Origin of the sequence: Vreelandella jeotgali Hwa (assembly GCF_000334215.1) — a bacterium.
Taxonomy (GTDB): domain Bacteria; phylum Pseudomonadota; class Gammaproteobacteria; order Pseudomonadales; family Halomonadaceae; genus Vreelandella; species Vreelandella jeotgali.
The window spans coordinates 389,765-414,206 of record NZ_AMQY01000023.1; the positions used below are offsets into that span (position 1 = coordinate 389,765).

The following is a 24,442-nucleotide window of genomic DNA, read 5'->3' on the forward strand; positions in this document are numbered from 1 at the left end:
TCTTTAAGGATAAAGCATATTCCATGATAAAAGGTTGATAAAGGTCAAAAAGCCCTGTTGAAAACGCTCGGGCCGCGTCTGCGACTTATCGGCGCACGTACAGCGGAACGCGGTCATAGCCGCCGGCGGGATAGCGCGCCCGCACTGCCGGATCCTCCTCGATCAGGGCAAGGTCCTGTGTCGCAGCCATCAACGCCTGCATGAAGGATAAAAGCTCCATACGCGCCAGCGGCGCCCCGGGGCAAACGTGCACGCCCGCGCCGTAAAGCAGATTGCGGCCGGACGTCCGGTCCAGGCGTACGTGATCGGGATCGGGAAAGACAGCCGGGTCGCGGTTGACCGCGCCCCACAGAATCGTCAGGCGTTCGCCCTGCTCCATCTGCCGGTCGCCAACGCTCACCGGGCAGGTGGCGATCCGCCGGTTGGACATCAGCGGCGCGTCCAGCCGCAGCACTTCATCAATAACGTCGGGAAGGATCTCCGGCTCGTCGCGCAGGCGCTGCTGCCAGTCGGGGTGGGCCGCCACAAAGCGCATGAGTATGCCGATGCTCGCGGAAATGGTCCCCAGCTCGCCTACCGTCCAGTTGCGCATCAGGCTGACCAGCTCTGCGTCGGTCAGCGGCCGGCCGTCCACGGTTTCGTGCATCAACCGGGTGGTGACGTCGTCCGGCGGCGTATCCATACCGCGACGCACGGCCAGACGCTCGCGGATCACGCCGTCAAACTCCAGCGCCAGCTTGCCCAGCGCCTCGCGGTCACCGGCCAGAGTGGCCGCCTGCTGGCGCTTGACCCAATCGCGCAGCGGCTCGTGCAGGCTGGCCGGCCAGCCCATGAAGGCACACTGAATCTCCAGCGCGAAGTCCTGCCCCATGGCCGCCATGGCTTCCACTTCACCGTCGCGCGGTAGCCGGTCGACCACGCCTTCGGCAATCGCCCGGCAGCGAGGGGCAAACTCGGCCATCGCGGCATCGTTGAAGTACGGCTCGATAATCCGGCGAAAACGGGTGTGATCGGGCGGATCCATGGCGTTGGGCACGGACAGATGACGGCTGGCGGCGTTGCTGAAGGTAGTGTGGTCCTCGAGCACGCGCATCACGTCATCGTGGCGCATGAGCGACCATTGCAGATAGTCGCTGAACGCGACGGGACAGCGTTCGCGCATCGCGTCATAGGCTTCAATCTGGTCGCTCTGCACCGCATCGCTGCGCGGGTCCCAGTCGTTGTGGCGGGTTGTCTTCATAGATGGCCCCCCGAGCCGATAAAAAAGCAGATGGGAAAGCGGGTTAACAGGCCAGGCCAGCGCCTGAAGCGTCTGCCTGCCAACCTCAGGGAAGCATGCGCCAGCCGGTTCGCGTATTGACGCACATCAGCCTTTATCAGCCGAACGTCGACAGCAGACCGGACTTGTCGATCCGCGAAAACCGGTCCTTGAACTGACGCAGCTCGGGCTGGTGTTCGGTGGCAATCAGGCGCGCCAGCTCGGCACCGCGCGGCAGCAGATGCACTTCGCTGCGGCGGCGGTCTTCACGCCCCGGGGCGCGCTTGACCAGACCCGACTGCTCGCAGCGGTCCACCAGCATGACGGTGCCGTGGTGTTTGGCCTGCAGCCGTTCGGCCAGCTCGCCAATGCTGGCCCACTGACGCTCCCTGCCCCCCAGCAGGTGTAACAACAGCTGATACTGCAGCGGCGTTACGCCGTGCTGACGGCAAACATCCTCGCTGTGACGCAGAAAACAGCGCAGCTGGTAACGAAACGACGACAGTTGCTGAAAGTCCTGGAGGGAAAGAGAGTCGTCACACATCGGCATTTTCCACTATTGAGGGTTATTCACGATAACCGCCAGAGATCTCGACGATCCACCTGGCGGGCTACGGCTTGACCAGCACGGTTTGACAAACACAGTTTGAAAAACACGTCTTGACAAACCACCGGGTCGAGCCTAAAGGTTGAACATAATACATCATAGTATGATATTTTTATCCAACTGACGAATAGCGGGCCCTACCGGCCCGTTGCGACCCCGAGAGGTGACCGCCATGAATCCCGCCAACGTCATCCAGCTCCCCTTCACCCGCCAGGCGGGCTGGAAAGAGCTGCAACGCCGCCGGCCCTCCATCGCCCGGCTGGCCTTTTCCCTGGTGCTGCCCATGTCGCTGATCCCGCCGGTGCTGCTGTATTACGCCGGCACCCACTACGGCGATGCCCTGACGGCCGGTTTCGGCGACCGCCAATGGCGCTTTATCACGACCATCCTGTTTCTCTCCGAACTGCTGACGTTTTTCGTCATGGGCTGGCTGATCCATACCGTGGTCAACATCGCCGACGAGCTGAGTATCGACTACCCGGATGCCTACCTGCTGGCCGCGCTTGCTCCGCTGCCGCTGTGGTCATCGGCCATCGCGCTGCTGGTTCCCAGCCTGGTGTTCAACGTGCTGGTCGTGCTGGTGGCGTTGGGGGTGTCGTGCAGTCTGGTCTACCAGGGATTGGGCGCGCTCTGCGAACGCCGTGGCCAGGACATGACCACGATGTCGGCCACCTACACGGTAATGGCCGCCGGCGTGCTGGCCTGGGGGCTGCTGATGGCCATTGTCTGGTCGTATTGACGCCGGGCAACACCGACTTTCTCGAGCCAGGACTCGAGCCAAGACGCAAGAAAAGGACGTATCATGCCTTTCTGGAAACGATCACGCCGGCTTCCGGCGTCTTCCCGCACTGATGACACCGACGCCCTGCGCGCCGAGCGCGACCGCCTGCAGGCGCGTGTGACCGAGCTGGAATCCGAGCAGCGCCTGCATCAGCACCTGTTTACCAACCTGACCGGCTTCGGCGACTCGGTCATCGCGCTGCGCGAATCCTTTACCGACCTCTCGTCGCTGCTGCTCGGCAACCGCCAGGCCACCGCACATACCACCCACGAATCGCAGCAGAGCCAGCAGGCGCTGAACGCCATGCTGGAAGATCTTCAGGCGCTGAATCAGCGTATCGGCCACGCGGCCGAGCAGGTCTCGGTGCTGCGCGGCGATGCCGACCACATCAACAATTTCGTTCAGGCCATCGACCAGATTTCCCTGCAGTCAACGCTGCTGGCCTTCAATGCGAGTATCGAAGCGGCGCGCGCCGGGGAGGCCGGACGCGGGTTTGCGGTGGTGGCCACCGAAGTGCGCCAGCTGGCCACCCGAACCCATAGCGCCACCGGCGAAATCAGCGAGCTCAACGGCAGCATTCTGCGCCAGTCGGACCAGGTCGACGGCGCCATGGACGACAACGCGCAAAAGGCCGAAGCCCTGAGCCACGAAGCCAACCGCGTCATGCAGCGCACCGGGCAGCTGCTCGACCTCACCCGGGAAAGCAGCAGAGCGCTGTCGTTTTCCGCCATGCTCAGCGAAGTCGAACTGGCCAATCTGGAAGAGCTGGAAATCAAGCTGGACGTCTACCGCATCTTCATGGGGGTGTCCGACAAGACCGCCGCCGACCTGCCCGACGAGACCCAGTGCGCGCTGGGCCAGTGGTATTATCAGGGCACCGGCAGCCAGCAGTTTTACGATGACCAGGATTTTCGCGCCCTAGAAGCGCCCCACCGCGACGTCCACCAGGAAGCCATCGCCGCCGTCAGCCACCGCCAGGCCGGCGATGTCGACGCCGCCATGGCGGCGCTGGCGCGCATGGAATCGGCCAACCTCAATGTCATGGAGCGGCTGCGCTACATCATGCGCAAATATCGCCCCGATATCCGCTCGGCGCCGGAAACGCCGGAGGCCCCGACCTCCAACGACGCCACCGCCGCGCTACCGGCCTGACGCCCGCTTCCGCGCCGCGATAATCCAGTACCTCAGCCGCCAGGCCACCCCGAGCCAGGCGGCACTCCAGCACAGCGCCGCGGCCCAGAGCGCGGCCGAGCTACCGGGGCTCCAGACCATCAGCCGCAGCACAGTGGCCCCGGCAAACAGCAGCACCAGCGGCAAAAACACGCGCTCGCTGTCAGGCCGTACCTTCGCCCGGGATACCGCCTGGCGCAGCATCACCGAACTGGACAGCGTTCCCAGGGCGCCAACGGTCACCCCGTGCAGCGCCGTGCTGACCGGCATGGGCCCAACCACCGCGACGGCGTACAGCCAAAGCCCTGCGGCCAGCCAGGCGTAGCCCGCCATCGGCGCCAGCAGGTCGGGGCGCTTGCGACACTGCCAGGGCGCAAAACCACGTATGCGGTAGGCCACCAGCACGCCCGCCACCAGCGCCAGCAGCGCGGCGATAAAGCGCCCATACGGCAGCCACAGCGTCAGCGGCAGAACGCCCAGCAGAAAGATCAGCGCCGCTTCCAGCCGGGGCTGCACCCCCGCACCGCTTTTGTGGAAGTAGCGCTTGAAATAGCCGTTGACCGCCGGCGCAATCAGCCGCCCGCCCATGAACGTCATCAACAGCACCAGCCAGAACACGCCCTGCTGCAGAAGCGAAAACGTCGGCCAGCCGGCTATGTAACGCATGCCCAGAGTCACCACCGCCACCAGGCAAATCACGCCGATCAGCGGCCCCAGAACGCGATTTCGCCACTTCTTCGCGGCAGCAAAGCGCGGCACAATCCACCACGCCACGATCGCCGCAAACAGCGCATCGGCCAGGCTGGCGATTCCCAGCCAGCCGCCCCCGGCCATGCCCAATCGGCCCAGGGCCCAAAGCGCCACCAGCCCCCACAGCTGCCGGCGACCGAGCGGGCCCAACAGGTAGCCGGCGATCACCGCCAGCGCAAAACCGGACAGCAGCTCGCGCGCATGTCCCGCGGGCGTCACCAACGGCGTAAGCCAGGGCAACATCCCATACATCGCCCCCAGCGATAGCGGCACCGCAACAGCGGCATGCAAGGCCGCCAGCGGAAACAACACCTGCCAGGCCGGAATACGTTCAGCTTTCAACCCATTAAACATATAGACAAATTACGCCTTTACAGGCTCCGATGCGATAGCGCTTCCGCCTGACTGCCGTCATTGCCTTTCCCGCTCGTCCAGGATAGCGTTATATATTTTAATATACACCGAAAAATGTAACGCAACATGGAAGCACAGTGGACTCAGGGGAACAGGCGCTGTTCTCCACTCTTTCAGACGGCGCCATTCCACTAGGAGTCGATTATAAGGAACCGCTCATGACACCATCCGTGTTTTTTTCCACAGCGGACATTGACGCCTGGATCGCGGAAGATGCTCCGCTGCTTGATCTGACCAGCCATGCTCTGGAACTTGATACCCAGCCAACACGGCTCAGCATCACCTGCCGCGATGACGTTACCGCCGCCTGCACCGAAGAAGCAGCCAGAATTCTGACGCATTGTGGTGGTCACACACTGAATTTTGTGGCCAGCGGTACAGCCATAACTGCAGATCACTGCCTGATACGTGCTGAAGGCCCCGCTCATGCCCTGCTACGCGCCTGGAAAGTCATGCAAAACCTGCTGGAATATGCCTGCGGCGTCGCCACTGCTACTGCCACCATGGTGACAAGCGTGCACCAGGCAGCGCCGGACTGTGCCGTGCTGACAACGCGTAAACACCCGCCCGGGATCAAGCGTATTGCACTCAAGTCGGCGTTATCGGGCGGTGCCCTTCCGCATCGTCTGGGGCTGGGGGAAACACTGCTGGTATTTCCCCAGCACCAGGCTCTGATCTGCGAGCAGACTACATTGCGGGAACGCCTGGCCGCACAGGGCAACCGCCTTTGCGAGAAAAAGCTCATCATCGAAGCGGAAACGCTGGACACGGCCCGTACCGCCATTGCAGCCGGAGCCGACGGTATCCAGTTTGACAAGGTAGCACCCGAAAAGCTTGATAGCTGGTGTCAACGGCTGCGCGATGATTATCCCGGCCTGACGCTTCTTGCCGCCGGCGGCATTCACTCGGGCAACGCTGCCCGTTACGCCCGCTGTGGCGTCGATGCGCTGGTGACCAGCAGCCTGTATCAGACACCGCCAGCGGATCTTTCGGTGCAGCTCACACCTGCGGCCGAGAGCTGACATGGCGCGACCTGATGGAATTTTCGGATGGATTCGGCAGGAGACGATCCGATGGGGCTGACCACCTGATACTGTTCAAACATGGTCGGGGCAGATTAGGAGCCGACATCCCTCTCGGCCAACTTGCCGAGCTTTGTGATCTCAGTGAAGACCATTTGCTGACGCACATGACCATAACCCTTTCAGCGGCTTCGGCCGCGCAGGCTACCCGTCCGGAGAATACGCCGTGACCCTTGATGATATCGACATCGCCGAGCTCTACCGCCAGCACCTGGCCCAATGCGGGCGCCCACCCAAAACGCCTGCCGACTGGGACAAACGTGCGCAGAGGATGAGCAGCAAGCAACCTGGTGGCTACTACGCCAATACCCTGGCCTCGCGCATGAATCTTGAAGACTGCCACAGCGTACTCGACGTTGGCTGCGGCCCCGGCAGCATCGGGCTATTGCTGGCGCCCCGCCTGCAGCATGTCACCGGGTTGGACTACAGCCCCAAAATGCTGGAACAGATGATGGCCAGTGCGCATCGGCTGGGCCTGAATAATGTCACCCCGCTGCTGCGCGCCTGGGAAGACGACTGGCATGACGTGCCGGTGTGCGACATCGCCGTGGCCTCGCGCTCCGGTATGGTGCCCGACCTTGCCGATGCGCTGGATAGGCTTAACGCCCACGCCCGCCAGCGGGTGTACATGACACAGCTCGTCGGCGGCCACTTTATTGACCCCGAGCTGGTCACCGCTCTGGGACGCACACCGCGTTCGCTGCCCGACCACCTGTACACCCTGGCGCTGCTTCATCAGCAGGGTATTGATGCCGAGCTGAGCTACATCGATGTCCCCGGCCGTCTGGCGGGGAGTGAGGATTTTGACGATTTCGCCCGGCGAGTGGCCGGGTCACTCGGTGAGCTTGACGCCGATGAAACCGAGCGGCTGCGCCGCTGGTACAACGCCGACCACGAACGCGCCACCCGAGGTGGCGCTCCCATGCGCTGGGCGGTGGTCAGCTGGGTACCACCGTCTTCCTGACACCCATTGATCTCTACGGGAGCTCCACCATGTGTTGTAAAACCACGTGCTGCAAAGCCATGCGCCGCAAAGCAGTCTATCGCAAAACGATCTGCAGCTTCATTTTCACCGGCATCCTGTTCAGCATGCCGGCCTTTGCCGACGACCTGCTGATTGCTGCCGGCGCAGGATACCGCCAGTTTGTCGAAGCGCTGACAAAAGACTTCAAGGACCAAAACGACGTCAACGTCGAACGCACTTACGGCAACATGGGCCAGGTCGCGGCTCAGGTGAAGATGGGGACCGGCATTCAGCTTGTGGTCGGTGATCATCGCTATCTAAGCACCTCCGGCGTCAACTATATGGACTACCATACCGTGGGCGAAGGCAAGCTGGTGTTGGCATGGCGCGAAGGGTTGAAGCTGGCGTCACCCGACGCACTGCGCGACGCCGAGCGATTTGCCCGGATTGCCCTGCCGGATACCGAAAAGGCCGTTTATGGCCGTGCCGGAAGCGAGTATCTACAGCGCAGTGGTCTCGATACGGCAATCGACGATGAGCGTTTATTGAAAGTCGGCACGGTGCCCCAGGCCACCACCTATGTGGCATCCGGCGATGTCGATGCCGGATTTATCAACCTCACCGACGCCAAAGCCAACGCCGAACGCCTGGGCGGCTATATGGTGCTGGACGATCACCATGAACCGATCCGCATTGTCGCTGCCACCACAGCCACACATAGCGAGGATAATGTGGTCAGGCGCTTTATTACCTATACGAAAAGCGACAAGGCACACGACATCGCGACAGCCCATGGCTTGTAACAGCCCGAGAGTGCCAACACCATGAGCGAGCTTTTGTTGTCATCGGATGTTCTCTTCACACTTGGCCTGACGCTACGTACCTCCGCCATCGCCGTTGTATTACATCTGACGCTGGGCAGCGCCATTGCCTTCTATCTAGCGCGCCCGGGATGCCGGATGCGCTGGCTGGCCGACACATTGGTAACGCTGCCATTGATTTTCCCGCCTATCGCCACCGGCTTTTTACTGCTGTTGTTGTTGGGTCGGTTTTCCCCCATTGGCCATCAGCTGTCCGAGATGCTGGGTTTACACCTGGTATTCAGCGAAACGGGCATTGTGCTGGCCGCTTTTGTGGCTGGCCTGCCATTGATGGTCAAGCCTCTTCAATCGGCGCTTTCCAGCCAGCGCCTGGCCGAGCTAAAAGCGGCTTCCGCCACTCTGGGCGTAGGCCCGGGCATGACGCTGATACGTATAACCCTGCCGCTGGTCAAGGGGCCGCTACTGGTTGGAACCATGCTGGCCCTGGGGCGCAGTTTGGGTGAAGTCGGCATTACGCTGATGCTGGGCGGCAATATTACAGGGCGTACCAATACACTGTCGCTGGAAATCTACAATGCCGTTTTCAACAGCGATTATCAGCGCGCCATGTTGCTCTGTGCGGTGTTGGCTGTCATTTCACTGACACTTTTTACCGGCGTGCGTCGCTTTGGAGGTGCGACGCTATAGCTTTTCTCGAGCTTGCCCGGCTCTCTCGAGTCGTCGACAATGTGTTCGGTCCATCATTCAGATGCCGACCCCGTGGGAGGGCCAAGCATGACCACCGCAAGGCAAGTGTTAATCCTGGTCGTCAGCGGACCGTCCACTCCGGCCCGCTGCGCCGCCCCCTTTCACATCGCTACGCTGCTGGCCTGCATGGATGCGGAGGTGACGCTCTATCTGACCGGCGAAGCTACCCGGCTGGCCCACCCCGGCGTAGCCGAGACGCTTTACGCAGAGCCCGACGGGGCGCCGGTCATCCATTTCATGCGCCAGGCCAAACAGGCCGGTGCCGGGCTATACCTATGCCGCAAGCCGCCGGCGCCTGGCAAAGCACCAGCGACGCCCGAGGCGCTGATCGGCGAAGTTGACGACTACGGCAGCGGCGGCGAGCTGGCGGCCATGATTCTGGAATACGATAAGGTGCTTTCCCTGTGAAACTGGATGGTTTGACGTTTCCCGACGATCGCCTTTACGCCCCCGAGCATAAACTTTGGCTGCGCGAAGAGCCCGACGGCCTGATCACCCTGGGCCTGAGCGCCTACGGCGTGGCGCTTTACGGCGATATTTTTGCCTTTACACCCAAGCGAATAGGCCTGCGCATTGAGGCCGACCGAAGCTTTGGCGTGGTGGAATTTGCCAAGGCAGCGGCGGCGGCCAAAAGCCCACTGGCGGGCACCGTGAGCGCGCACAATCCGCTGCTGGAGCAGCGCCCGGCGCTGATTCACCTCGATCCCTACGGCGAGGGCTGGATGATCCGCCTGACGCCGGAAGACTGGCCCGCCGCCCGCGCTCAACTGCTGCGCAGCGACCCCGCCATATCCGCCTTCGAGCGGGAAGCCGAGCTCGACGGCTTTGATCCCGACGACACCAGCGTGCAGGCATTCCGACGCCGGAACTGAGGTACTGCGACATACCGCTAGCGCTCACGCCGGGCGGCCGGTCCACCTAACGGGCAAACACAGGGACAAGAAAGGAAAAAATAGAACACACGGGAAGTGGCGGAAGGCAGTGGGAGTCGAACCCACCCGGGAGCGGCTGCCGCCCCCAACCGGATTTGAAGTCCGGCCGCACCACCGGATGCGATTGCCTTCCACAAAAGGTTGGATATCAAAGGATATTTTAACGCGTCCCGAGACGATGCACCATGCTGCTTTCCTCGCGAACGCGCCGCAGGTTACCAAACCGGCGTGTCACGCCGACATGATCGAGGTATTCCAGCAGCTGCACGCAGCGTTTACGGCCCAACCCGAGCTGATCGCGGAACGCCACTACGCTCAAGCCCGCCTCGCTATCGGCCAGTGCCAAGGCTTCAGATGCCAGCGTTTCGACGGCAGCGGCGGGATAAAACAGGTCACGCACTACCTGGTGCAGCTCGCCCATACGCGCCAGCTTGCACAACAGCGCGCGCACCCAAGCTTCGTCGATGTTCTCATCGCGCGCCAGATCGCGCACCCAGGGCGGATTGCTGCCGCCCGCCTCGAGCCGTGGCCACAGCCGCGCCTTGAGCGCTTCCTCTTCGGCGCTCAAGCGTATCCGATGGCCTGGCAGGTGCAGCCAGGGGCCGGACGCTTGAATCGTGCCGCCCGCCAGCGCTTCCTCCACCAGCGCGGTGTACACCGCTGGCTCCAGATAGGCCAGACCAAAGCGGCGTAGCCGCGCCCGGTCCGCCCCCGGCTCGTCAGGCTGCTGCTGATGAAACGCTGCCAGCGCCTCGATCAACGCCACGCCCAGCGCCAGCCAGCACGCCTCGGAAAATAGCCGTTCGCCACGGCGAGTCGCCACCGAGCGGACTTCGTCGGGCAGCTCCCGGAGGGCTCCGGGGCGGTTGTACTGGCGCACCAGCGCATCAGGGTCAAGGCCGTTGCGGGCGGTTTTCAGCCGCTCAAGCAGCGTTCCTTCCAGACCGCCACTGGCCAACAGTTCAAGCTCGGTCAGCCGGGCCGAGGTGCGGCGACCTCGAGCGGGCGCCTGGGGGTCAAGCACGCGCCCGCCGCCCAGGGTAAACCAGGCCGACTGGTCGCGCAGCACCACGGCGTCGCCGTGCACCGCGTGGGTATGGCCTTCCAGCACCAGCTGAGCCGGCCCCTCCTCGCCCGGCGCCAGCGCCTTTCCCGCCAGCAGCGCCACCCGCCCCATCAGCCGCTGGGCGCCGAGGTGAACGTGCACCGGCGTCCAATGGGTAAGCGCTCGGGGCGCGTCGTCGAGCACGCGCAGCTGGATATCCAGCCGTTGGCTGGGGCCCTTCAACGCCTCGCCCACCAGCCAGCTGCCCCGGGGCACGTGTTCGGGCCGCAGGCGTTCGCCGGCAAGGTTGAGCGCGACGCGCTGTCCCGCCGTGGCCGTTTCCGCCGGGCGGTTCTGGGCGTGCAGGCCGCGCACTCGGAGCCTGCGTGCGCGGCCGTTTTCGTCTTCGCTCCAGAGGCTATCGCCGACGCTGGCGCGCCCGGCCAGCGCCGTGCCGGTAACGACCACGCCGGCGCCGGCTACGCTGAAAGAACGGTCCACGGAAAGCCGGAACTCGCCTTCATCACTGCGCGCGGCAATCTCTCGGGCCTGCCGGGAAAGCGCCTCGCGCAGCGCGTCAACGCCGTCGCCGGTATGGCTCGACAAGGCAAAGCACGGCGCTTCGGGGTGGCCGGTGGCGGCCAGCAGCCGGCGAACGTCGGTTTCGACGGCCTCGCTGCGGTCGGCGTCGACGCGATCGGTCTTGGTTAGCACGACCCACAGCCGCGCAATGCCCAGCAGCCCGAGAATGGCCAGGTGCTCGCGGGTTTGCGGCATCACGCCGTCGTCGGCGGCTATCACCAGCAGGGCGATATCCACACCTCCGGCGCCGGCCAGCATGTTGTGGACAAACTTTTCGTGCCCCGGCACGTCGATGAAGCCAAGCGTCGTGTCGGCGTCCAGGGTGGCGTAGCGGTAGCCGAGATCAATAGTCATGCCGCGCTCGCGCTCTTCCCGGCGGTGGTCGCCGTCGGCTCCGGTCAGCGCGGCAAGCAGCGCCGTCTTGCCGTGGTCAATGTGTCCGGCGGTGGCCACGATCATGAAGGTTCGACTCCCTGCCCGGCGGATTCACTGGTCGGCGGCGCGTCCAGCTGGCGAATCAACGCAGCTTCGTCATCCAGCTGGCGCAGATCCAGCCACAGCGCCCCGCTTTCGATGCGGCCGATGACCGGAATCGGCAGGCCGCGCAGCGACGTTGCCAGCGTCGCCAGCTTCCCGCCGACGTCGCGCCGAGGGCAGACAGGGGTCAGGCACAGCGCGGCGCCGGACAGCCGGGCTACCGGCTGAGCGCCGCTGCCGATCATGCCCCTGGCGTCGGTGACGTCGACCCGCCAGGCTTCCCCCAGCCAGCCAGCCAGCCGGGGCGCCAGGCGTTCGGCCTGGGCGCGGATCGTTTCCGCCGGTCGGGCGAGCAGCGCCAGCGTTGTCAGACGCTCGGCCAGCCGGTCGGGGTCGCGGTAAAGCCCGAGCACGGCTTCCAGAGCGGCGAGGGTCAGCTTGTCCACCCGCAGCGCGCGCTTGAGCGGGTGGCGTTTGAGGCGTTCGATCAAGTCGCGCCGTCCCACAATCACCCCGGCCTGGGGGCCGCCGAGCAACTTGTCGCCGCTGAAGGTCACCACGTCAGCGCCGGCAGTCAACGACTCCTGCACCAGCGGCTCCCGTGGCAGACCGTAATGCGACAGGTCGACCAGGCTGCCGCTGCCCAGATCTTCCACCAGCGGCACGCCGTGGGTCTGAGCCAGCTGCGCCAGCTCCTCGGTGGGGACGCTGCGAGTAAAGCCTTCGATGCGGTAGTTGCTGGGATGAACCCGGGCGATCAGCCCGGTCTGCTCACTCAGAGCATCGGCATAGTCCCGGGGATGGGTACGGTTGGTGGTGCCCACCTCGCACAGCGTGACGCCGGCCTGCGCCATGATATCGGGAATGCGGAAAGAGCCGCCGATTTCGACCAGCTCACCCCGGGAAATCACGCCTTCACGCCCGGCACCCAGCGCGCTGAGCGCGAGCAGCACCGCTGCGGCGTTGTTATTGACGACAGTGGCCGCTTCGGCGCCGGTAAGCTCGCATAAGAGCGGCTCGACCAGGCTGTCGCGGTCGCCGCGTTCACCGTCGGCGAGATCAAATTCGAGATTGGTCGGGTAACGTGCCGCCTGCACCACCGCCTCGACGGCGGCGTCGGGAAGCAGCGCGCGACCCAGGTTGGTATGCAACACGGTACCGGTCAAATTGAACAGACGCTGTACCCGAGGCCGATGCTCCGCCTCAAGACGTGCCGCCAGGGCAGTCAACAGGGCCTCCGGCTCAACGGCCGACGCCTCAAGCCGCGCCCGGCGATACGTTTCGCTCAGCGCGGCAAGTTCGGCGCGTACGGCGGCGAGAAGAGCCCGCCGCCCATAGCACGCCTCCAGCGCGTCGGCCCCCGGCATGCTCAATACGCGCTCGACCGAAGGCGGGCGCATGGCGGAGTCATCGCCCATGCCTACGCCTCCTGACCATCGCCGCCCGGGGCCAGCTGCAGGTTGGGCGCGATGCGATGATACCCCTGCGCATCCAGACGCATATCCAGATCCAGGGTGGCCAAATCGGCGGTAAACGCCTCGCCAGCGGGCTCCTGTTCGAGATACAGCTGCTTGAGATAGGTCTCACACTCCGGGCAGGCTTCGGCCCTGACGCCTTGCGGGGTATCTTCAAAGTGCAGGTAGTCAAGCTCGCGGGTGCTCAGGCAATGGCTGCATTTCAGACGCACATAGTGCCACTCCGTCGAACACAGCGAGCACAGCAGATAGCGCACGCCGTCGATGGGCTGGCGGTGGCGGATAACCCCGGCCACCGGCAGCGAACCACAGCAGGGGCACAGCGTCTGATCTTCGCGCTCGCGGATACCACTGGCATCCACCTGGTCGAGCCAGACACGCCAGGCCAGCTGCAGCGCTGCGCCCAGAAATGGCGCCACTGCCGCCGGCAAATGATCAAAATGCCCACCCAAAAGTGCCCGGGCCCAATGCTGACGCGTCTCGCCGTCGGCATCGCACAGCGCAGCAAGCGCCTCGCTTACCGCACCGGTGGGTGCCGACAGCTCGGCATCAAAGGCATCGAGCCAGGCATCCAGCAGTCTTTGCCAACCGTCCTGTTGTAACAGGCTATCTACCGCCAGCGGCGGCATGTCATGGCGGTACGCGGCGTTCAGGTCGCCCGCCGCGAGTGCTGGCATGTCAGGCGGGTTGTCCAGCACGCGCTGCTGGGCCCGGGCACTTATGGCCATCAGCGTTAAATAGCTGCCCATAACGTGGCCCTCGGCCAGGGCATCAAGACGTTCAGCGCGTTGGCGAAACAGGTCCGCCGGAGGCAGTTGAACAAACGGCGGCGTCGTCGCCGAGGCTTCAATCTGCCCCGGCTCCAGAATGGGGGAAGACACGGACGCACTCCTCCTTCAGTCAGGAACGGAAAAGGCGCCAAGGGCCCTGAAAACGGGCCACTGGCGCCTGTGTTGGATGCCGGAATGCGCGCACAGGACGCTCGATGCCGGCATTGATGGCTCAGTGCTCCTTTTCGCGTACTTCGTCATGCCAAAGCGGATGATGCTTGCGCGCCCAGGCGTGGCTGACCTTACCGTAAAGCATTGCCCCGACCGAGCCCTTGACCCAGATCGCCGCGTAGATATGCACGATAATACTGGAGATCAGCACAAAGGCAGCAAAAGCGTGCAGCAGGCTGGCAAAACGGATAATGCCCACGGCAAAGGCACCGCTGAAGTATTCGCGCCAGATCACCAGACCGGTCAGCAGCAGTACCGCCATGCTGACTATCAGCGTCCAGAACAGAAGCTTCTGGCCGGCGTTGTATTTACCCACACGGGGCAGGTTGTCTTCCTGGTTGGTAACCACATCGCGCCATTGCGACAGCCACTGTCGGTCGTGCGTCTTGATTCGGTTACGCCCGGCAAAGCGCCAAGCCATCAGGGCAAACAGCACACCCATCGCCACACCGATAAAGGGGTGGAGAATCCGCGTCCAGGGCCCTCCGCCAAAAAGGTGGGAAAGCCAGAACAGCGCCGGGTGAAACAGCGCCAGCCCGGACAGCGCGGCAAGCACGAAAAGCAGGGCCACTGCCCAGTGATTCGAGCGCTCGCTGGCATTGTACCGCTGAATATCACCTTTCATCTCAGAGCCCTCCTCGGTCGGCGTCGTGACGCTCGGAAGCCGGCGGCATATCTCCGGCATCCGGGTTCACTTCACCGTCATCTTCTTCCGCCGTGCGGTTGGGCCCCACACGCACATAGTGGAAGAATCCGGCCAATGCCGTCGCGCCCATGGCCAGCATGGCCAGCGGCTTGGTCAGCCCCTTCCAGGCACCCACCATCGGGCTGATACTCGGATCCTCGGGCAGACCGCTATACATCCCCGGCTTATCGGCGTGGTGCAGCACGTACATCACGTGGGTGCCGCCCACGCCGGCCGGATCATACAGGCCGGCGTTGTCGAACCCACGCGACTGCAGGTCGGTAATGCGACCGTCGGCATGCTCCTTCATGTCGTCCTTGGTACCAAAGACGATGGCACCAGTCGGACAGGTTTTTACACAGGCGGGCTCCAGCCCCACGCTTACCCGGTCGGAACAGAGGGTACATTTGTACGCCTTGTTATCCTTCTCGGAAATGCGCGGCACGTCGAACGGGCAGCCGGTGATGCAGTAACCGCAGCCGATGCAGTTATCCTGGTTGAAATCGACAATGCCGTTGGCGTACTGGATGATCGCGCCGGGGCTCGGGCATGCCTCCAGGCAACCCGGCTCGGCGCAGTGCATGCAGCCGTCCTTGCGGATCAGCCACTCCAGATCGCCCTCGTCGGTTTCATGCTCGGCAAAGCGCATCACCGTCCATGAGTTGGCCGACAGGTCGTCGGGGTTGTCGTACACCCCGACGGTGCTGCCGATCTCGTCGCGGACTTCGTTCCACTCCATACACGCGACCTGGCAAGCCTTGCAGCCGATGCACAGCGAGGTATCGATGAGCTTGGCAACATCCTGCTGGTCGCGTACCGAGGGGCTGGGCGTGGTCGTGGCCGAGCGTGCGATTACGTCTTGAGTCGCCATATCAAACCCTCTCCACGTTCACCAGGAACGATTTGAACTCCGGCGTCTGGGTATTCCCGTCACCCACGAAGGGCGTCAGCGTATTGGTGACATAGCCGTTTTTGGCCAGCCCCACATACCCCCAGTGCAGCGGAATGCCCACGTGATGAACAGTCTTGCCGTCCACGTCCAGCGGCTTGATGCGCTTGGTCACCACAGCTACCGCTTCAATATAGCCACGGTTGGACGACACCCGAACCCGATCGCCGGCCTTGATACCCAGCTCGTTGCCCATGGCCTCGCCAATTTCCACAAACTGCTGGGGCTGCAGAACAGCGTTGATCCGGCAGTGCTTGGTCCAGAAGTGAAAGTGCTCGGTCAGCCGGTAGGTTGTGGCCGCATGGGGAAACTCCTCGGCATTGCCGAACAGCTCCATGTCGTTGCGGAATACCCGGGCCGCCGGGTTGCTGGTGACGTCCGGATTGTCCGGATTCAGCGGGTTGCGGCCGATAGGCGTTTCGAACGGCTCATAGTGCTCGGGAAAAGGACCTTCAGCCATGTTGTCCCGGGCAAAGAAACGCGCCACGCCTTCGGGGTTCATGATGAACGGGCTCATGCCCTCTTCCGGCGCCGAGTCGGCGGCGAAATCAGGCACGTCGGTGCCGGTCCACTGGTTGCCGTCCCACCAGACAAGGCGCTTGTCCTTGCTGTCCCAGGGCTTTCCGTGGGTATCGGCCGAGGCGCGGTTATAGAGGATCCGGCGGTTGGCCGGCCACGACCAGGCCCAGCCCAGCGTCTGCCCCATGTTGTAGGGGTCGGCATTGTCGCGCCGGGCCATCTGGTTGCCGTCTTCGGTCCAGGAGCCACAGAACAGCCAGCAGCCGCTGGCCGTTGAGCCATCCGCGCGCAGCTGTCCGAAGCCCGAGAGCTGCTCGCCGGCGCGTACTCGAACCTCGCCGGTGGACTCATCATGCAGGTCCTTCATCGCGCGGCCGTTGGCCTCTTTGGCCACTTCGTCCGGCGTGGGCTCATCCGGGCGCTGATACGACCAGTCCAGATTCAGGATGGGATCGGGGAAGGCCCCGCCCTCGCGCTGGTACAGATCGCGCAGATGGTGGAACAGTCCACCCATGATGGCGATATCCGGACGAGCTTCACCCGGCGGTTCACCGCCTTTCCAGTGCCACTGCAGCCAACGACCGCTATTGACCAGCGAGCCGTCCTCTTCGGCAAAGCAGGTGGTGGGCAGGCGAAACACCGTGGTATCGATGCTGGCAGTGTCGACATCGTTATACTCGTCGACGTTCTTCCAGAACTCGGAAGTTTCGGTCATCAGCGGATCCATCACCACCAGGTAGTTCAACCGCGACAGTGCCGCGCTGATCTTGGCCTTGTTGGGGAAGGAACCGATAGGGTTGAAGCCCTGGCAGAAATAGCCGTTGACCTTGCCCTCGTACATCATGTCGAAGAACTTGAGCACGTCGTAAAGCGGCACATCAAGCTTGGGCAGCCAGTCATAGCCCCAGTTGTTGTCCTCATTGACGGCGTCGCCATACCAGGACTTCATCAGGCTGACGTGGAAGCTCTCATAATTTTGCCAGTACGACATCTGCCCCGGGCGTAACGCTTCAGGAGCGCGCTCGGCGATGTAGTCGCTGTAGCTCTGCTCTTCATCCCGGGGTAGCGTCAGATAGCCGGGCAGCAGATTCGACAGCAGCCCCAGGTCGGTCAGCCCCTGTATGTTGGAGTGACCGCGTAGCGCGTTGACCCCGCCACCGGGCATACCGATATTGCCCAGCAACAGCTGGAGCATGGCACCGGCACGAATCATCTGCGATCCCACCGAGTGCTGCGTCCAGCCCAGCGCATAGAGAATGGTCATGGACTGCCCGGGCGCCGAGGTTTCGGCAATCGTGTCCCAGACTTCCTTCATCCGCTTTTCGGGCGTACCACAGATGCGGCTGACCATCTCCGGCGTGTAGCGGCTGTAGTGCTCTTTCATCAGCTGATACACGCAGCGCGGGTGCTCGAGGGACATGTCCACCCGGGCGTAACCATCCTCGCCGAGCTCGTAGTCCCAGGCACTTTTATCCGGATAGCCGCGCTCGTCGGCGTCGTAGCCGTTGAACAGACCGTCTTCAAAGGCATAGCCGCTTTTCACGATAAACGGCATATCGGTGTAGTTCCGCACATATTCGTGCTGGATTCGATCGTTTTCCAGCAAATAGCGGATCAAACCGCCGATAAAGGCAATGTCCGTTCCAGTGCGAATCGGGGCGTAGGTATCCGCCACCGAGGCAGTCCGAGTAAAACGCGGATCCACCACCAGCAATTTAGCCTGGTTGTGCGCCTTGGCTTCGGTTACCCACTTGAATCCGCAGGGGTGCGCTTCAGCGGCATTGCCGCCCATTACCAACACCAGGTTGGCGTTCTTGATATCGCACCAGTGGTTTGTCATGGCACCACGGCCAAACGTCGGGGCAAGACCTGCCACCGTCGGGCCGTGTCAAACGCGCGCCTGGTTGTCGAAACCGAGAATCCCCAGCGACCGGACCACCTTGTGGGTCATGTAGCCGGCCTCGTTGGACGAGGCGGAAGCTGCCAGAAAGCCGGTGGAAAGCCAGCGATTGACGGTGTCGCCGCTATCATTCCTTTCGATGAAGTTGGCGTCGCGGTCGTCCTTGACCAGCCGCGCGATGCGCTTGAAGGCGTCATCCCAGCTGATGCGCTTCCACTCATTGCTACCCGGCTCGCGTACCTGTGGGTACTGAAGTCTGCTGGGGCTCTGAATGAAATCCACCAATCCTGCGCCCTTGGGGCAAAGCGTGCCGCGGTTGACCGGGTGGTCGGCATCGCCTTCGATGTGAAAGATATTCTGGCTGACGTTCTTGCCGCCGCTGCCGCGGCTGTACAGAATCACGCCACAGCCGACCGAACAATACGGGCAGGTATTGCGCGCCTCCCGGGTATTGGCCAGCTTGAAATGGCGGATGGAATCGGCATAAGCCGGCTCCGGCGCCACTCCCAGCGCGGCAAGGCTTGAGGCCCCGATACCCGCGCCGCAAATCTTGAAAAACTGCCGACGGTTGACTTCCATCTGGCTTCTCCTCTCGCGGCTTGCACCTGTTCATGTGCAGCCGTCTTGTCGTTTACTTGCCTTACACGACTACTTTAGCACGCGTTAACACTTCCAGGCGCCTTATATAAGATAGACAACCTACCACCTTGGTCGACAAGCCATGTCGACTTCGATCCCTTGCTTGCCCGCCACCCGCGGGAAAACCACCTGATGTGGCGGTCGTTTGCATCCCCGGGGCCAGCGATATAGGATCGCTATATACATTCATATATAACGACATCGGTGCCCCATGCATTACGTTTCTTCAGCCACCTCTTTCTTCAAACCGCTGCGTCTGGCCGTGGCGCTGACGGCGCTTGGTACCGCGGGCCTCGCCCAGGCGGGCACGCTCAACGTCGCCGCCGCCGCTTCCATGACCGACGCCATGAACGAAGCCGTGGAAACCTACATGGCCGAACACGACGATGTGGAGATCGTGCCCGTCTACGCGTCTTCCTCGACGCTGGCTCGCCAGATCGCCAACGGCTCCCCGGCGCAGGTATACGTCTCCGCCAACCAGAAATGGATGGACTGGCTGGAAGACGAAGGCGTGGCCGTGCAGCAGCGCATTGACCTGCTGCAAAATCGCCTGGCGCTGGTGGCTCCCGCGGATGAAGCCGGCGACGACTTCACTCCGGGCGACACCGGCAAGTTGGCAAGCCTGCTGGCGGAAGGCGAACGCCTGGCCGTGGGCGATCCGGATCACGTTCCCGCGGGCATTTACGCCAAGCAGGCGCTGAAGTCGCTGGACGAGTGGGATGCGCTGGCGCCGCGCCTGGCCCGCGCCAGCGACGTGCGCAGTGCGCTGGCACTGGTCGAGCGCGGCGAAACCCCGGCCGGCGTGGTTTATCAGACCGATGCCGAGGCCAGCGACGGCGTGGCGACGCTGGGGCTTTTCCCCCTCGCCACCCACGAGGCCATTGTCTACCCGGCGGCCATTATTGACGACGAGGACAACGACGATGCCGCGGCCTTCCGCGCCTGGCTGGAAGGCGACGAGGCGATTGGCATCTTCGAGGACTACGGTTTTGCCTCGGCCCTTGACCAGTAAGGACCAACGGCATGCTTTCAGCGGCGGAATGGGAGGCCATCCAGCTCAGCCTGCGCATTGCCTTGAGCGCGGTCGGCTGGATTCTGGTACCGGGCATTGCCATGGCCTGGCTGCTGGCGCGGCGGGAGTTTCGCGGCAAGGCGCTGCTTGACGGCCTGGTGCATCTGCCGCTGGTCCTGCCGCCGGTGGTTATCGGCTACCTGCTGCTGGTGTCCATGGGCCGGCGCGGCGTTATCGGCCAGTGGCTCCACGAACTGGCCGGCATTTCGCTGCCGTTTACCTGGCAGGGCGCAGCGGTCGCCAGCGGCGTGATGGCCTTCCCGCTGTTTGTTCGCGCCGTGCGCCTGTCTCTCGAAGCGGTGGATCCCAAGCTGGAAGCCGCCGCCCACACCCTGGGCGCGGGGCACTGGCGGATCTTCTGCACCGTTACCCTGCCGCTGGCGCTTCCCGGGCTGGTCACCGGCACCATGCTGGCCTTTGCCCGGGCGCTGTCCGAGTTCGGCGCCACCATTACCTTTGCCTCGAACATTCCGGGCGAAACCCGCACTCTGCCGCTGGCGCTGTACAGCCTGATTCAGACGCCCGGGCAGGAAGCCGCGGCCGCCAGGCTGTGCGTGATTGCGGTGGTGATTGCGATGATTTCGCTGGTGGCGTCCGAATGGCTGGCGCGCAACGCCCGTCAACGAATGAGCGAACGCGATGGCTGACTTTCCCGACACTGCCATGAAACCCGACGCCGTCAGCCGTAAGGCGGCGGATACCGGCCTGCGACTCGCCGTCACCCGGCAGCAGGGACATTTTTCCCTGAACGCCGACCTCACCCTGCCGGCCCGGGGCGTCAGCGCGCTGTTCGGCGCCTCGGGCAGCGGCAAGACCAGCTTGCTGCGCCTGATTGCCGGTCTCGACAAACCCGACGACGGCCACGTCTATCTGGGCGAGCGAGCCCTTGTGGATACCCGGCGCGGGGTTTGCCTGCCCCCCAACCGCCGACGCATCGGCGTGGTGTTTCAGGAACCGCGGCTGTTTCCGCATTACCGGGTGCGCGGCAACCTGACCTACGGCATGCCGGCATCGGCGCGGCCACGCTTTGACGCCGTCGTCGAGCTACTCGGCATCGGCCACCTGCTGGAGCGCATGCCGGGCACGCTTTCCGGCGGCGAAGCCCAGCGCGTGTCCATCGGCCGAGCCCTGCTGACCGACCCCGAGCTGCTGCTGATGGACGAGCCGCTCTCGGGGCTTGACGGGGCGCGCAAGCAGGAGCTGCTGAACTTCATCCTCACCCTGGTACAGGACGTCAATATCCCCGTGGTGTACATCAGCCACGACCCCCAGGAACTCACCGCCATTGCCGATCAGATGGTCGTGCTCGAAAACGGCAGCGTACTGGCAAGCGACAGCCTGGAAAACGTGCTGCTGCGCGTGGATCTCACCCGCCAGCTGGGCGGCTTTGATGCGGCTTCCTCGCTCAATGCCCGGGTGGCCGGCCACGATCACCACTATGGCCTGACCCATCTGGCGCTGGACGAAACCCGGCAGCTGACCGTGCCCTACCACGACGCCCCGGTGGGAACCGCGCTGCGCCTGCGCCTTCCCGCTCGGGACGTCGCACTGGCGCAGTCCGCGCCGACCGGCATCAGCTATCGCAACCGGCTGGCCGCTCGAGTGGAAACGATCACCCCGCTGCCCGATGACGCCACGGCCGTCGAAGTGGTCCTGCGCCTCGGCCAGCAGCGCCTGCGCGCGCGGCTGACCCGCAAGTCCCGGGACGAAATGGCGCTGGCGGCGGGCCAGACGATCATCGCCTTGATCCGCAGCGTGGCCTTTGACATGCGCCAGCGATAAACTATAAAGCGTTTGCTTGCCGCCCGGAGACGCTCATGCCCGCTAACGACTCGCCCATCACCCTCGACGGCCAGCTGTGGTTCAACGCCGGCGAGCGCCGCTTCGGCGGCCACGGCCGCATGCGCCTTTTGGCCAGTATCGCCGAGACCGGCTCGATATCCGCCGCCGCCCGGGCCATTAAAATGAGCTACAAGGCCGCCTGGGACGCCGTGGACCAGATGAACAACCTCGCCGGCGAGCCGCTGGTCGAACGCAGCGTCGGCGGCAAGGGCGGTGGGGCCACCCGTCTAACGCCGGCCGGCAGCAGGCTGATTGAACATTTCAACACCCTGGAAACGCTGCACCAGGATTTCGTCAAACGGCTTAACCAGCAGGCTGATGACCTGACGGAAAGCCTGCCACTATTAAGGAAACTCAGCATGAAAAGCAGCGCACGCAACCAGTTCAGCGGCACCGTCTCTGCCATCCGCCAGGGCGCGGTCAACGACGAAGTCGAGCTGACCCTGGGCGGCGGGCAGCGGCTTGCCGCCGTGATCACCCGGGAAAGCGCCGAGTCTCTTGAGCTTGCCGAGGGCAGCGAAGCGTTCGCGCTGATCAAGGCCTCATCGGTGATCATTGCGGTGGATACCGACGGCGCCAAAACCTCGGCGCGCAACTGCCTGGCCGGCACTGTGGAGCGCCTGGTGCCCGGCGCGGTCAACAGCGAAGTCGTGCTGAAACTCGCCGGCGGCGAGCGCCTGGCGGCGATTATCACCAACGCCAGCGCCGAGCACCTGGGCCTGGCCAAAGGCGCCTCGGCCAGCGCGCTGTTCAAGGCTTCGAGCGTCATTGTCGGCACCGCCGATTAACGTCCCCGGCGAGCATCAACGGCACTGATCAGTCCGGAGCCGGCGCGGCCAGCTGCTGGCGAATCAAGTCTCCCAGCCTGCGCGCCGGCTCCGACGGCCGGTGCGGCGCCCAGTGCAGCGCCAGCTCGATACTCGGCAGCGCCGGCAGGCCGCTGGCCTCATCCAGCGGCTTGAGCATCGGCGAGAGCATGCTCCGGGTAATCACCACAATCGCCAGCCCCGCAATCACCACCGGCGTCAGCCCGCTCATGGACTGGCTGGTATACGCCACCTGCCACTGCCGACCGGCGGCTTCCAGCGCCTGCTCGGCTACCTCCCTGAAAACGTCGGCCCCCCGCGAATACAGCGCCAGCGGCAGCGGGTCGCGCAACAGCGGCTGATGCTGCAACCCCACCGCCCATAGCAGCGGCTCGCGGCGGATCACCTCGCCGCCCGGCGAGCGCCGCTGGCGGGTCACCAGCGCCAGATCGAGCTCGTCGGTCTTGACCCGCTCGGCCAGGTCCGCGCTGGTGCCGCAGATCACCTCCAGCGCCACGGCGGGATACAGCTGATGAAAGTAGGTGAACACCGCCGGCAGCAGCAGCGCATAGTCTTCGGGAATGCCCAGCCGCAGATCCCCGCTGACCTGGCGGGCCTGCATGTCCTGCCAGGCCTCATCGTTCACCGCCAGCAGACGCCGCGCATGCGTCAGCAGACGGTCGCCGTCGGCGGTGACCTTGAGCCGGCGCCCAATGCGCTCGTGCAGTTCGACATCCAGCTGCTCTTCGAGACGCTTCAACTGCATGCTGACCGTGGACTGGGTATATGCCAGCCGCCTGGCGGCCGCCGTTACGCTGCCGGTATCGGCTACCGCCACCAGAGTACGCAACAGGGTGAGATCAAATGTCGGGGCGCGCATGGAACTCCTTGTGCCTTTCGGGCACCGGCAGTTGGGCTAAACATCACAAACCATGATACATACTATCAAAAACCATCGTTTTTATGATGAATGGCATCTGGTTATGCTTCGACAGTCACATTCAAGGCAAGGAGCTATCGTATGCATCGGATTCATCTTCTATCCCCCGGCCGTTTCAGCATTGCCGCTGCGTTAGTTGCCGTTGTGCTCTGGAGCGCTGCGCCGCTCCTTGCCGAACAGGCGCGCGGCCTTGCGCCCCTGCCGCTGGCCGCCCTGACCCTGCTGGCCGGCTCGTTGGCCACCATGCCGCTGAGCCGGCGTCAGCCTACCGGTGGCCTGGCGCTGCGCTGGCAGCTGGCCATCTGGGTGGGGCTGCCGCTGTTAACCATGGGGGCAGTCAGCAGCTACTTCATCGGCATGCGCCTGGCGCCGGCGTCGGACGCCGCATTGATCACTTATACCTGGCCTGTGCTGTTCATCCTGCTCAGCCAGTGGCTGACCTTTGGCCGGGTGCGTTTCTCCAGCGTGCTGGGCGCTATGATCGCCTTTGCCGGCGCAGCGCTACTGATGGCGCCCGAAGGCGGCAACAGCAGCCAGGGATCGCTCGCCGGCTATGGCTTTGCCATGCTGGCCGCGGTGTGCTGGGCGCTGTATTCGTGGCTCTGCCAGGCCACGCCGGTAACGCTGACGCCGCTGATGCCCCGCATCCTGCTGATCGCCAGCGCTCTTACTGCAGCCATCTTTCTGCCCTTTGCCCAGGGCGGTATCACCCTGCCCGATACCGGCACGCTGCTGGCCGGGCTGGCGATTGGCCTGGGGCCGTTCGGCATTGCCATGGTGGCCTGGGACAAGGCCCTGCGGTTCGGCAAGGCCAGCCTGATCGGCAGCCTCGCCTACGGCGTGCCGGTTCTCGCCGCGGCGTTTCTGGTGCTGGCCGGCATGAGCGTACTCGACTGGCGTCTGCCGATTGCCGGCGCGCTGGTAGTCGGCGGCTGCCTGCAGGCCGGTCGCCGCTGATCCCGCAGCCCGGCGCCGCTCGCTCCT

Annotated in this window: 24 protein-coding genes and 1 tRNA gene; 13 read left to right on the forward strand and 12 right to left on the reverse strand. The window is 63.9% G+C overall.

Going from position 1 to position 24,442, the window contains the following annotated elements:
* Positions 1 to 85: 85 nt before the first annotated feature.
* Both C793_RS0112275 and C793_RS0112280 read right to left on the reverse strand, forming a co-directional pair.
* Positions 86 to 1,240: a cytochrome P450 gene (locus tag C793_RS0112275; protein ID WP_017431247.1), complete on the reverse strand. Its 1,155-nt coding sequence runs from the start codon at positions 1,238 to 1,240 to the stop codon at positions 86 to 88.
* A gap of 136 nt (positions 1,241 to 1,376) precedes the next feature.
* Entirely contained in the window at positions 1,377 to 1,802 is a 426-nt protein-coding gene (locus C793_RS0112280; RefSeq protein ID WP_017431248.1) for a MarR family transcriptional regulator, read from the reverse strand.
* A 235-nt stretch (positions 1,803 to 2,037) separates the two neighbouring features.
* On the opposite strand from C793_RS0112280, the gene C793_RS0112285 reads away from it, so the two are divergent.
* Together C793_RS0112285 and C793_RS14810 are read left to right on the forward strand one after the other, a co-directional pair.
* A complete protein-coding gene (locus C793_RS0112285; RefSeq protein ID WP_017431249.1) occupies positions 2,038 to 2,604 on the forward strand; it encodes a YIP1 family protein in 567 nt (188 codons plus the stop codon).
* 63 nt (positions 2,605 to 2,667) lie between these two features.
* A complete protein-coding gene (locus tag C793_RS14810) occupies positions 2,668 to 3,798 on the forward strand; it encodes a methyl-accepting chemotaxis protein (protein WP_017431250.1) in 1,131 nt (376 codons plus the stop codon).
* Here the strand turns inward: C793_RS14810 and C793_RS0112295 are convergent.
* Positions 3,787 to 4,908, reverse strand: a complete 1,122-nt coding sequence (locus C793_RS0112295) for an NnrS family protein (RefSeq protein ID WP_245550227.1) — start codon at positions 4,906 to 4,908, stop codon at positions 3,787 to 3,789. The genes C793_RS14810 and C793_RS0112295 overlap by 12 nt on opposite strands.
* Positions 4,909 to 5,138: 230 nt before the next feature.
* On the opposite strand from C793_RS0112295, the gene modD reads away from it, so the two are divergent.
* The 6 genes from modD to C793_RS0112325 all read left to right on the forward strand — a co-directional run bounded on the left by modD (position 5,139) and on the right by C793_RS0112325 (position 9,466).
* A complete protein-coding gene (gene modD / locus C793_RS0112300) occupies positions 5,139 to 6,002 on the forward strand; it encodes a ModD protein (protein ID WP_017431252.1) in 864 nt (287 codons plus the stop codon).
* Between the two features lie 226 nt (positions 6,003 to 6,228).
* Complete coding sequence (locus C793_RS0112305; protein ID WP_017431253.1) at positions 6,229 to 7,026, forward strand: class I SAM-dependent methyltransferase; 798 nt, start codon at positions 6,229 to 6,231, stop codon at positions 7,024 to 7,026.
* Positions 7,027 to 7,085: 59 nt separating this feature from the next.
* Positions 7,086 to 7,829: a molybdate ABC transporter substrate-binding protein gene (modA, locus tag C793_RS13970; RefSeq protein ID WP_017431254.1), complete on the forward strand. Its 744-nt coding sequence runs from the start codon at positions 7,086 to 7,088 to the stop codon at positions 7,827 to 7,829.
* Positions 7,830 to 7,850: 21 nt separating this feature from the next.
* The gene (locus tag C793_RS0112315) at positions 7,851 to 8,534 is read left to right on the forward strand and encodes a molybdate ABC transporter permease subunit (RefSeq protein ID WP_040475456.1); all 684 of its coding nucleotides are present in this window, start codon (positions 7,851 to 7,853) and stop codon (positions 8,532 to 8,534) included.
* An 87-nt stretch (positions 8,535 to 8,621) separates the two neighbouring features.
* Positions 8,622 to 9,002 (forward strand): DsrE family protein, encoded by a 381-nt coding sequence (locus C793_RS0112320; protein ID WP_017431256.1) that lies wholly within the window; start codon positions 8,622 to 8,624, stop codon positions 9,000 to 9,002.
* On the forward strand, positions 8,999 to 9,466 hold the full coding sequence (locus C793_RS0112325) for a glycine cleavage system protein H (protein WP_017431257.1): 468 nt from the start codon (positions 8,999 to 9,001) through the stop codon (positions 9,464 to 9,466). The genes C793_RS0112320 and C793_RS0112325 overlap by 4 nt, the downstream gene beginning before the upstream one ends.
* A 97-nt stretch (positions 9,467 to 9,563) precedes the next feature.
* On the opposite strand, the gene C793_RS0112330 is transcribed toward C793_RS0112325, so the two are convergent.
* The 8 genes from C793_RS0112330 to C793_RS14910 form a co-directional block, all read right to left on the reverse strand.
* Positions 9,564 to 9,659 (reverse strand) — tRNA-Sec (locus tag C793_RS0112330).
* Positions 9,660 to 9,686: 27 nt separating this feature from the next.
* Positions 9,687 to 11,612 (reverse strand): selenocysteine-specific translation elongation factor, encoded by a 1,926-nt coding sequence (selB, locus tag C793_RS0112335; RefSeq protein ID WP_017431258.1) that lies wholly within the window; start codon positions 11,610 to 11,612, stop codon positions 9,687 to 9,689.
* On the reverse strand, positions 11,609 to 13,048 hold the full coding sequence (selA, locus tag C793_RS0112340; RefSeq protein ID WP_017431259.1) for an L-seryl-tRNA(Sec) selenium transferase: 1,440 nt from the start codon (positions 13,046 to 13,048) through the stop codon (positions 11,609 to 11,611). The genes selB and selA overlap by 4 nt, the downstream gene beginning before the upstream one ends.
* A 2-nt stretch (positions 13,049 to 13,050) precedes the next feature.
* Entirely contained in the window at positions 13,051 to 13,986 is a 936-nt protein-coding gene (gene fdhE / locus C793_RS0112345; protein WP_017431260.1) for a formate dehydrogenase accessory protein FdhE, read from the reverse strand.
* A gap of 121 nt (positions 13,987 to 14,107) precedes the next feature.
* A complete protein-coding gene (locus tag C793_RS0112350; protein ID WP_017431261.1) occupies positions 14,108 to 14,731 on the reverse strand; it encodes a formate dehydrogenase subunit gamma in 624 nt (207 codons plus the stop codon).
* Position 14,732: 1 nt separating this feature from the next.
* Positions 14,733 to 15,662, reverse strand: coding sequence for a formate dehydrogenase subunit beta (gene fdxH / locus C793_RS0112355; RefSeq protein WP_017431262.1), 930 nt, complete (start codon positions 15,660 to 15,662; stop codon positions 14,733 to 14,735).
* Position 15,663: 1 nt separating this feature from the next.
* Positions 15,664 to 18,099, reverse strand: a complete 2,436-nt coding sequence (gene fdnG / locus C793_RS0112360; protein WP_017431263.1) for a formate dehydrogenase-N subunit alpha — start codon at positions 18,097 to 18,099, stop codon at positions 15,664 to 15,666.
* Between the two features lie 48 nt (positions 18,100 to 18,147).
* Entirely contained in the window at positions 18,148 to 18,738 is a 591-nt protein-coding gene (locus C793_RS14910; RefSeq protein ID WP_017431264.1) for a molybdopterin-binding domain-containing protein, read from the reverse strand.
* A 271-nt stretch (positions 18,739 to 19,009) separates the two neighbouring features.
* Here C793_RS14910 and modA (C793_RS0112370) point away from each other — a divergent pair, with 271 nt between their 5' ends.
* The 4 genes from modA (C793_RS0112370) to C793_RS0112385 are packed head-to-tail and all read left to right on the forward strand — an operon-like array spanning position 19,010 to position 22,500.
* Positions 19,010 to 19,810, forward strand: a complete 801-nt coding sequence (gene modA, locus C793_RS0112370; RefSeq protein ID WP_017431265.1) for a molybdate ABC transporter substrate-binding protein — start codon at positions 19,010 to 19,012, stop codon at positions 19,808 to 19,810.
* Between the two features lie 11 nt (positions 19,811 to 19,821).
* A complete protein-coding gene (gene modB / locus C793_RS0112375) occupies positions 19,822 to 20,517 on the forward strand; it encodes a molybdate ABC transporter permease subunit (RefSeq protein WP_017431266.1) in 696 nt (231 codons plus the stop codon).
* Positions 20,510 to 21,652, forward strand: a complete 1,143-nt coding sequence (gene modC / locus C793_RS0112380; protein WP_017431267.1) for a molybdenum ABC transporter ATP-binding protein — start codon at positions 20,510 to 20,512, stop codon at positions 21,650 to 21,652. The genes modB and modC overlap by 8 nt, the downstream gene beginning before the upstream one ends.
* Positions 21,653 to 21,687: 35 nt before the next feature.
* Positions 21,688 to 22,500, forward strand: coding sequence for a TOBE domain-containing protein (locus tag C793_RS0112385; protein ID WP_017431268.1), 813 nt, complete (start codon positions 21,688 to 21,690; stop codon positions 22,498 to 22,500).
* A gap of 28 nt (positions 22,501 to 22,528) precedes the next feature.
* Here C793_RS0112385 and C793_RS0112390 read toward each other — a convergent pair whose 3' ends face one another.
* On the reverse strand, positions 22,529 to 23,398 hold the full coding sequence (locus C793_RS0112390) for a LysR substrate-binding domain-containing protein (RefSeq protein WP_017431269.1): 870 nt from the start codon (positions 23,396 to 23,398) through the stop codon (positions 22,529 to 22,531).
* A 141-nt stretch (positions 23,399 to 23,539) separates the two neighbouring features.
* Here C793_RS0112390 and C793_RS0112395 point away from each other — a divergent pair, with 141 nt between their 5' ends.
* Positions 23,540 to 24,415, forward strand: coding sequence for a DMT family transporter (locus C793_RS0112395; protein ID WP_017431270.1), 876 nt, complete (start codon positions 23,540 to 23,542; stop codon positions 24,413 to 24,415).
* Positions 24,416 to 24,442: the final 27 nt, after the last annotated feature.

Bases quoted from the DNA above. Each gene is read 5' to 3' on its own strand.
- C793_RS0112275 (WP_017431247.1), bottom strand. From the start codon at position 1,240: ATGAAGACAACCCGCCACAACGACTGGGACCCGCGCAGCGATGCGGTG.
- C793_RS0112280 (WP_017431248.1), bottom strand. From the start codon at position 1,802: ATGTGTGACGACTCTCTTTCCCTCCAGGACTTTCAGCAACTGTCGTCG.
- C793_RS0112285 (WP_017431249.1), top strand. From the start codon at position 2,038: ATGAATCCCGCCAACGTCATCCAGCTCCCCTTCACCCGCCAGGCGGGC.
- C793_RS14810 (WP_017431250.1), top strand. From the start codon at position 2,668: ATGCCTTTCTGGAAACGATCACGCCGGCTTCCGGCGTCTTCCCGCACT.
- modD (WP_017431252.1), top strand. From the start codon at position 5,139: ATGACACCATCCGTGTTTTTTTCCACAGCGGACATTGACGCCTGGATC.
- modA (WP_017431254.1), top strand. From the start codon at position 7,086: ATGCGCCGCAAAGCAGTCTATCGCAAAACGATCTGCAGCTTCATTTTC.
- C793_RS0112315 (WP_040475456.1), top strand. From the start codon at position 7,851: ATGAGCGAGCTTTTGTTGTCATCGGATGTTCTCTTCACACTTGGCCTG.
- C793_RS0112320 (WP_017431256.1), top strand. From the start codon at position 8,622: ATGACCACCGCAAGGCAAGTGTTAATCCTGGTCGTCAGCGGACCGTCC.
- selB (WP_017431258.1), bottom strand. From the start codon at position 11,612: ATGATCGTGGCCACCGCCGGACACATTGACCACGGCAAGACGGCGCTG.
- selA (WP_017431259.1), bottom strand. From the start codon at position 13,048: ATGGGCGATGACTCCGCCATGCGCCCGCCTTCGGTCGAGCGCGTATTG.
- C793_RS0112350 (WP_017431261.1), bottom strand. From the start codon at position 14,731: ATGAAAGGTGATATTCAGCGGTACAATGCCAGCGAGCGCTCGAATCAC.
- fdxH (WP_017431262.1), bottom strand. From the start codon at position 15,662: ATGGCGACTCAAGACGTAATCGCACGCTCGGCCACGACCACGCCCAGC.
- fdnG (WP_017431263.1), bottom strand. From the start codon at position 18,099: ATGACAAACCACTGGTGCGATATCAAGAACGCCAACCTGGTGTTGGTA.
- C793_RS14910 (WP_017431264.1), bottom strand. From the start codon at position 18,738: ATGGAAGTCAACCGTCGGCAGTTTTTCAAGATTTGCGGCGCGGGTATC.
- modA (WP_017431265.1), top strand. From the start codon at position 19,010: ATGCATTACGTTTCTTCAGCCACCTCTTTCTTCAAACCGCTGCGTCTG.
- modB (WP_017431266.1), top strand. From the start codon at position 19,822: ATGCTTTCAGCGGCGGAATGGGAGGCCATCCAGCTCAGCCTGCGCATT.
- modC (WP_017431267.1), top strand. From the start codon at position 20,510: ATGGCTGACTTTCCCGACACTGCCATGAAACCCGACGCCGTCAGCCGT.
- C793_RS0112385 (WP_017431268.1), top strand. From the start codon at position 21,688: ATGCCCGCTAACGACTCGCCCATCACCCTCGACGGCCAGCTGTGGTTC.
- C793_RS0112390 (WP_017431269.1), bottom strand. From the start codon at position 23,398: ATGCGCGCCCCGACATTTGATCTCACCCTGTTGCGTACTCTGGTGGCG.
- C793_RS0112395 (WP_017431270.1), top strand. From the start codon at position 23,540: ATGCATCGGATTCATCTTCTATCCCCCGGCCGTTTCAGCATTGCCGCT.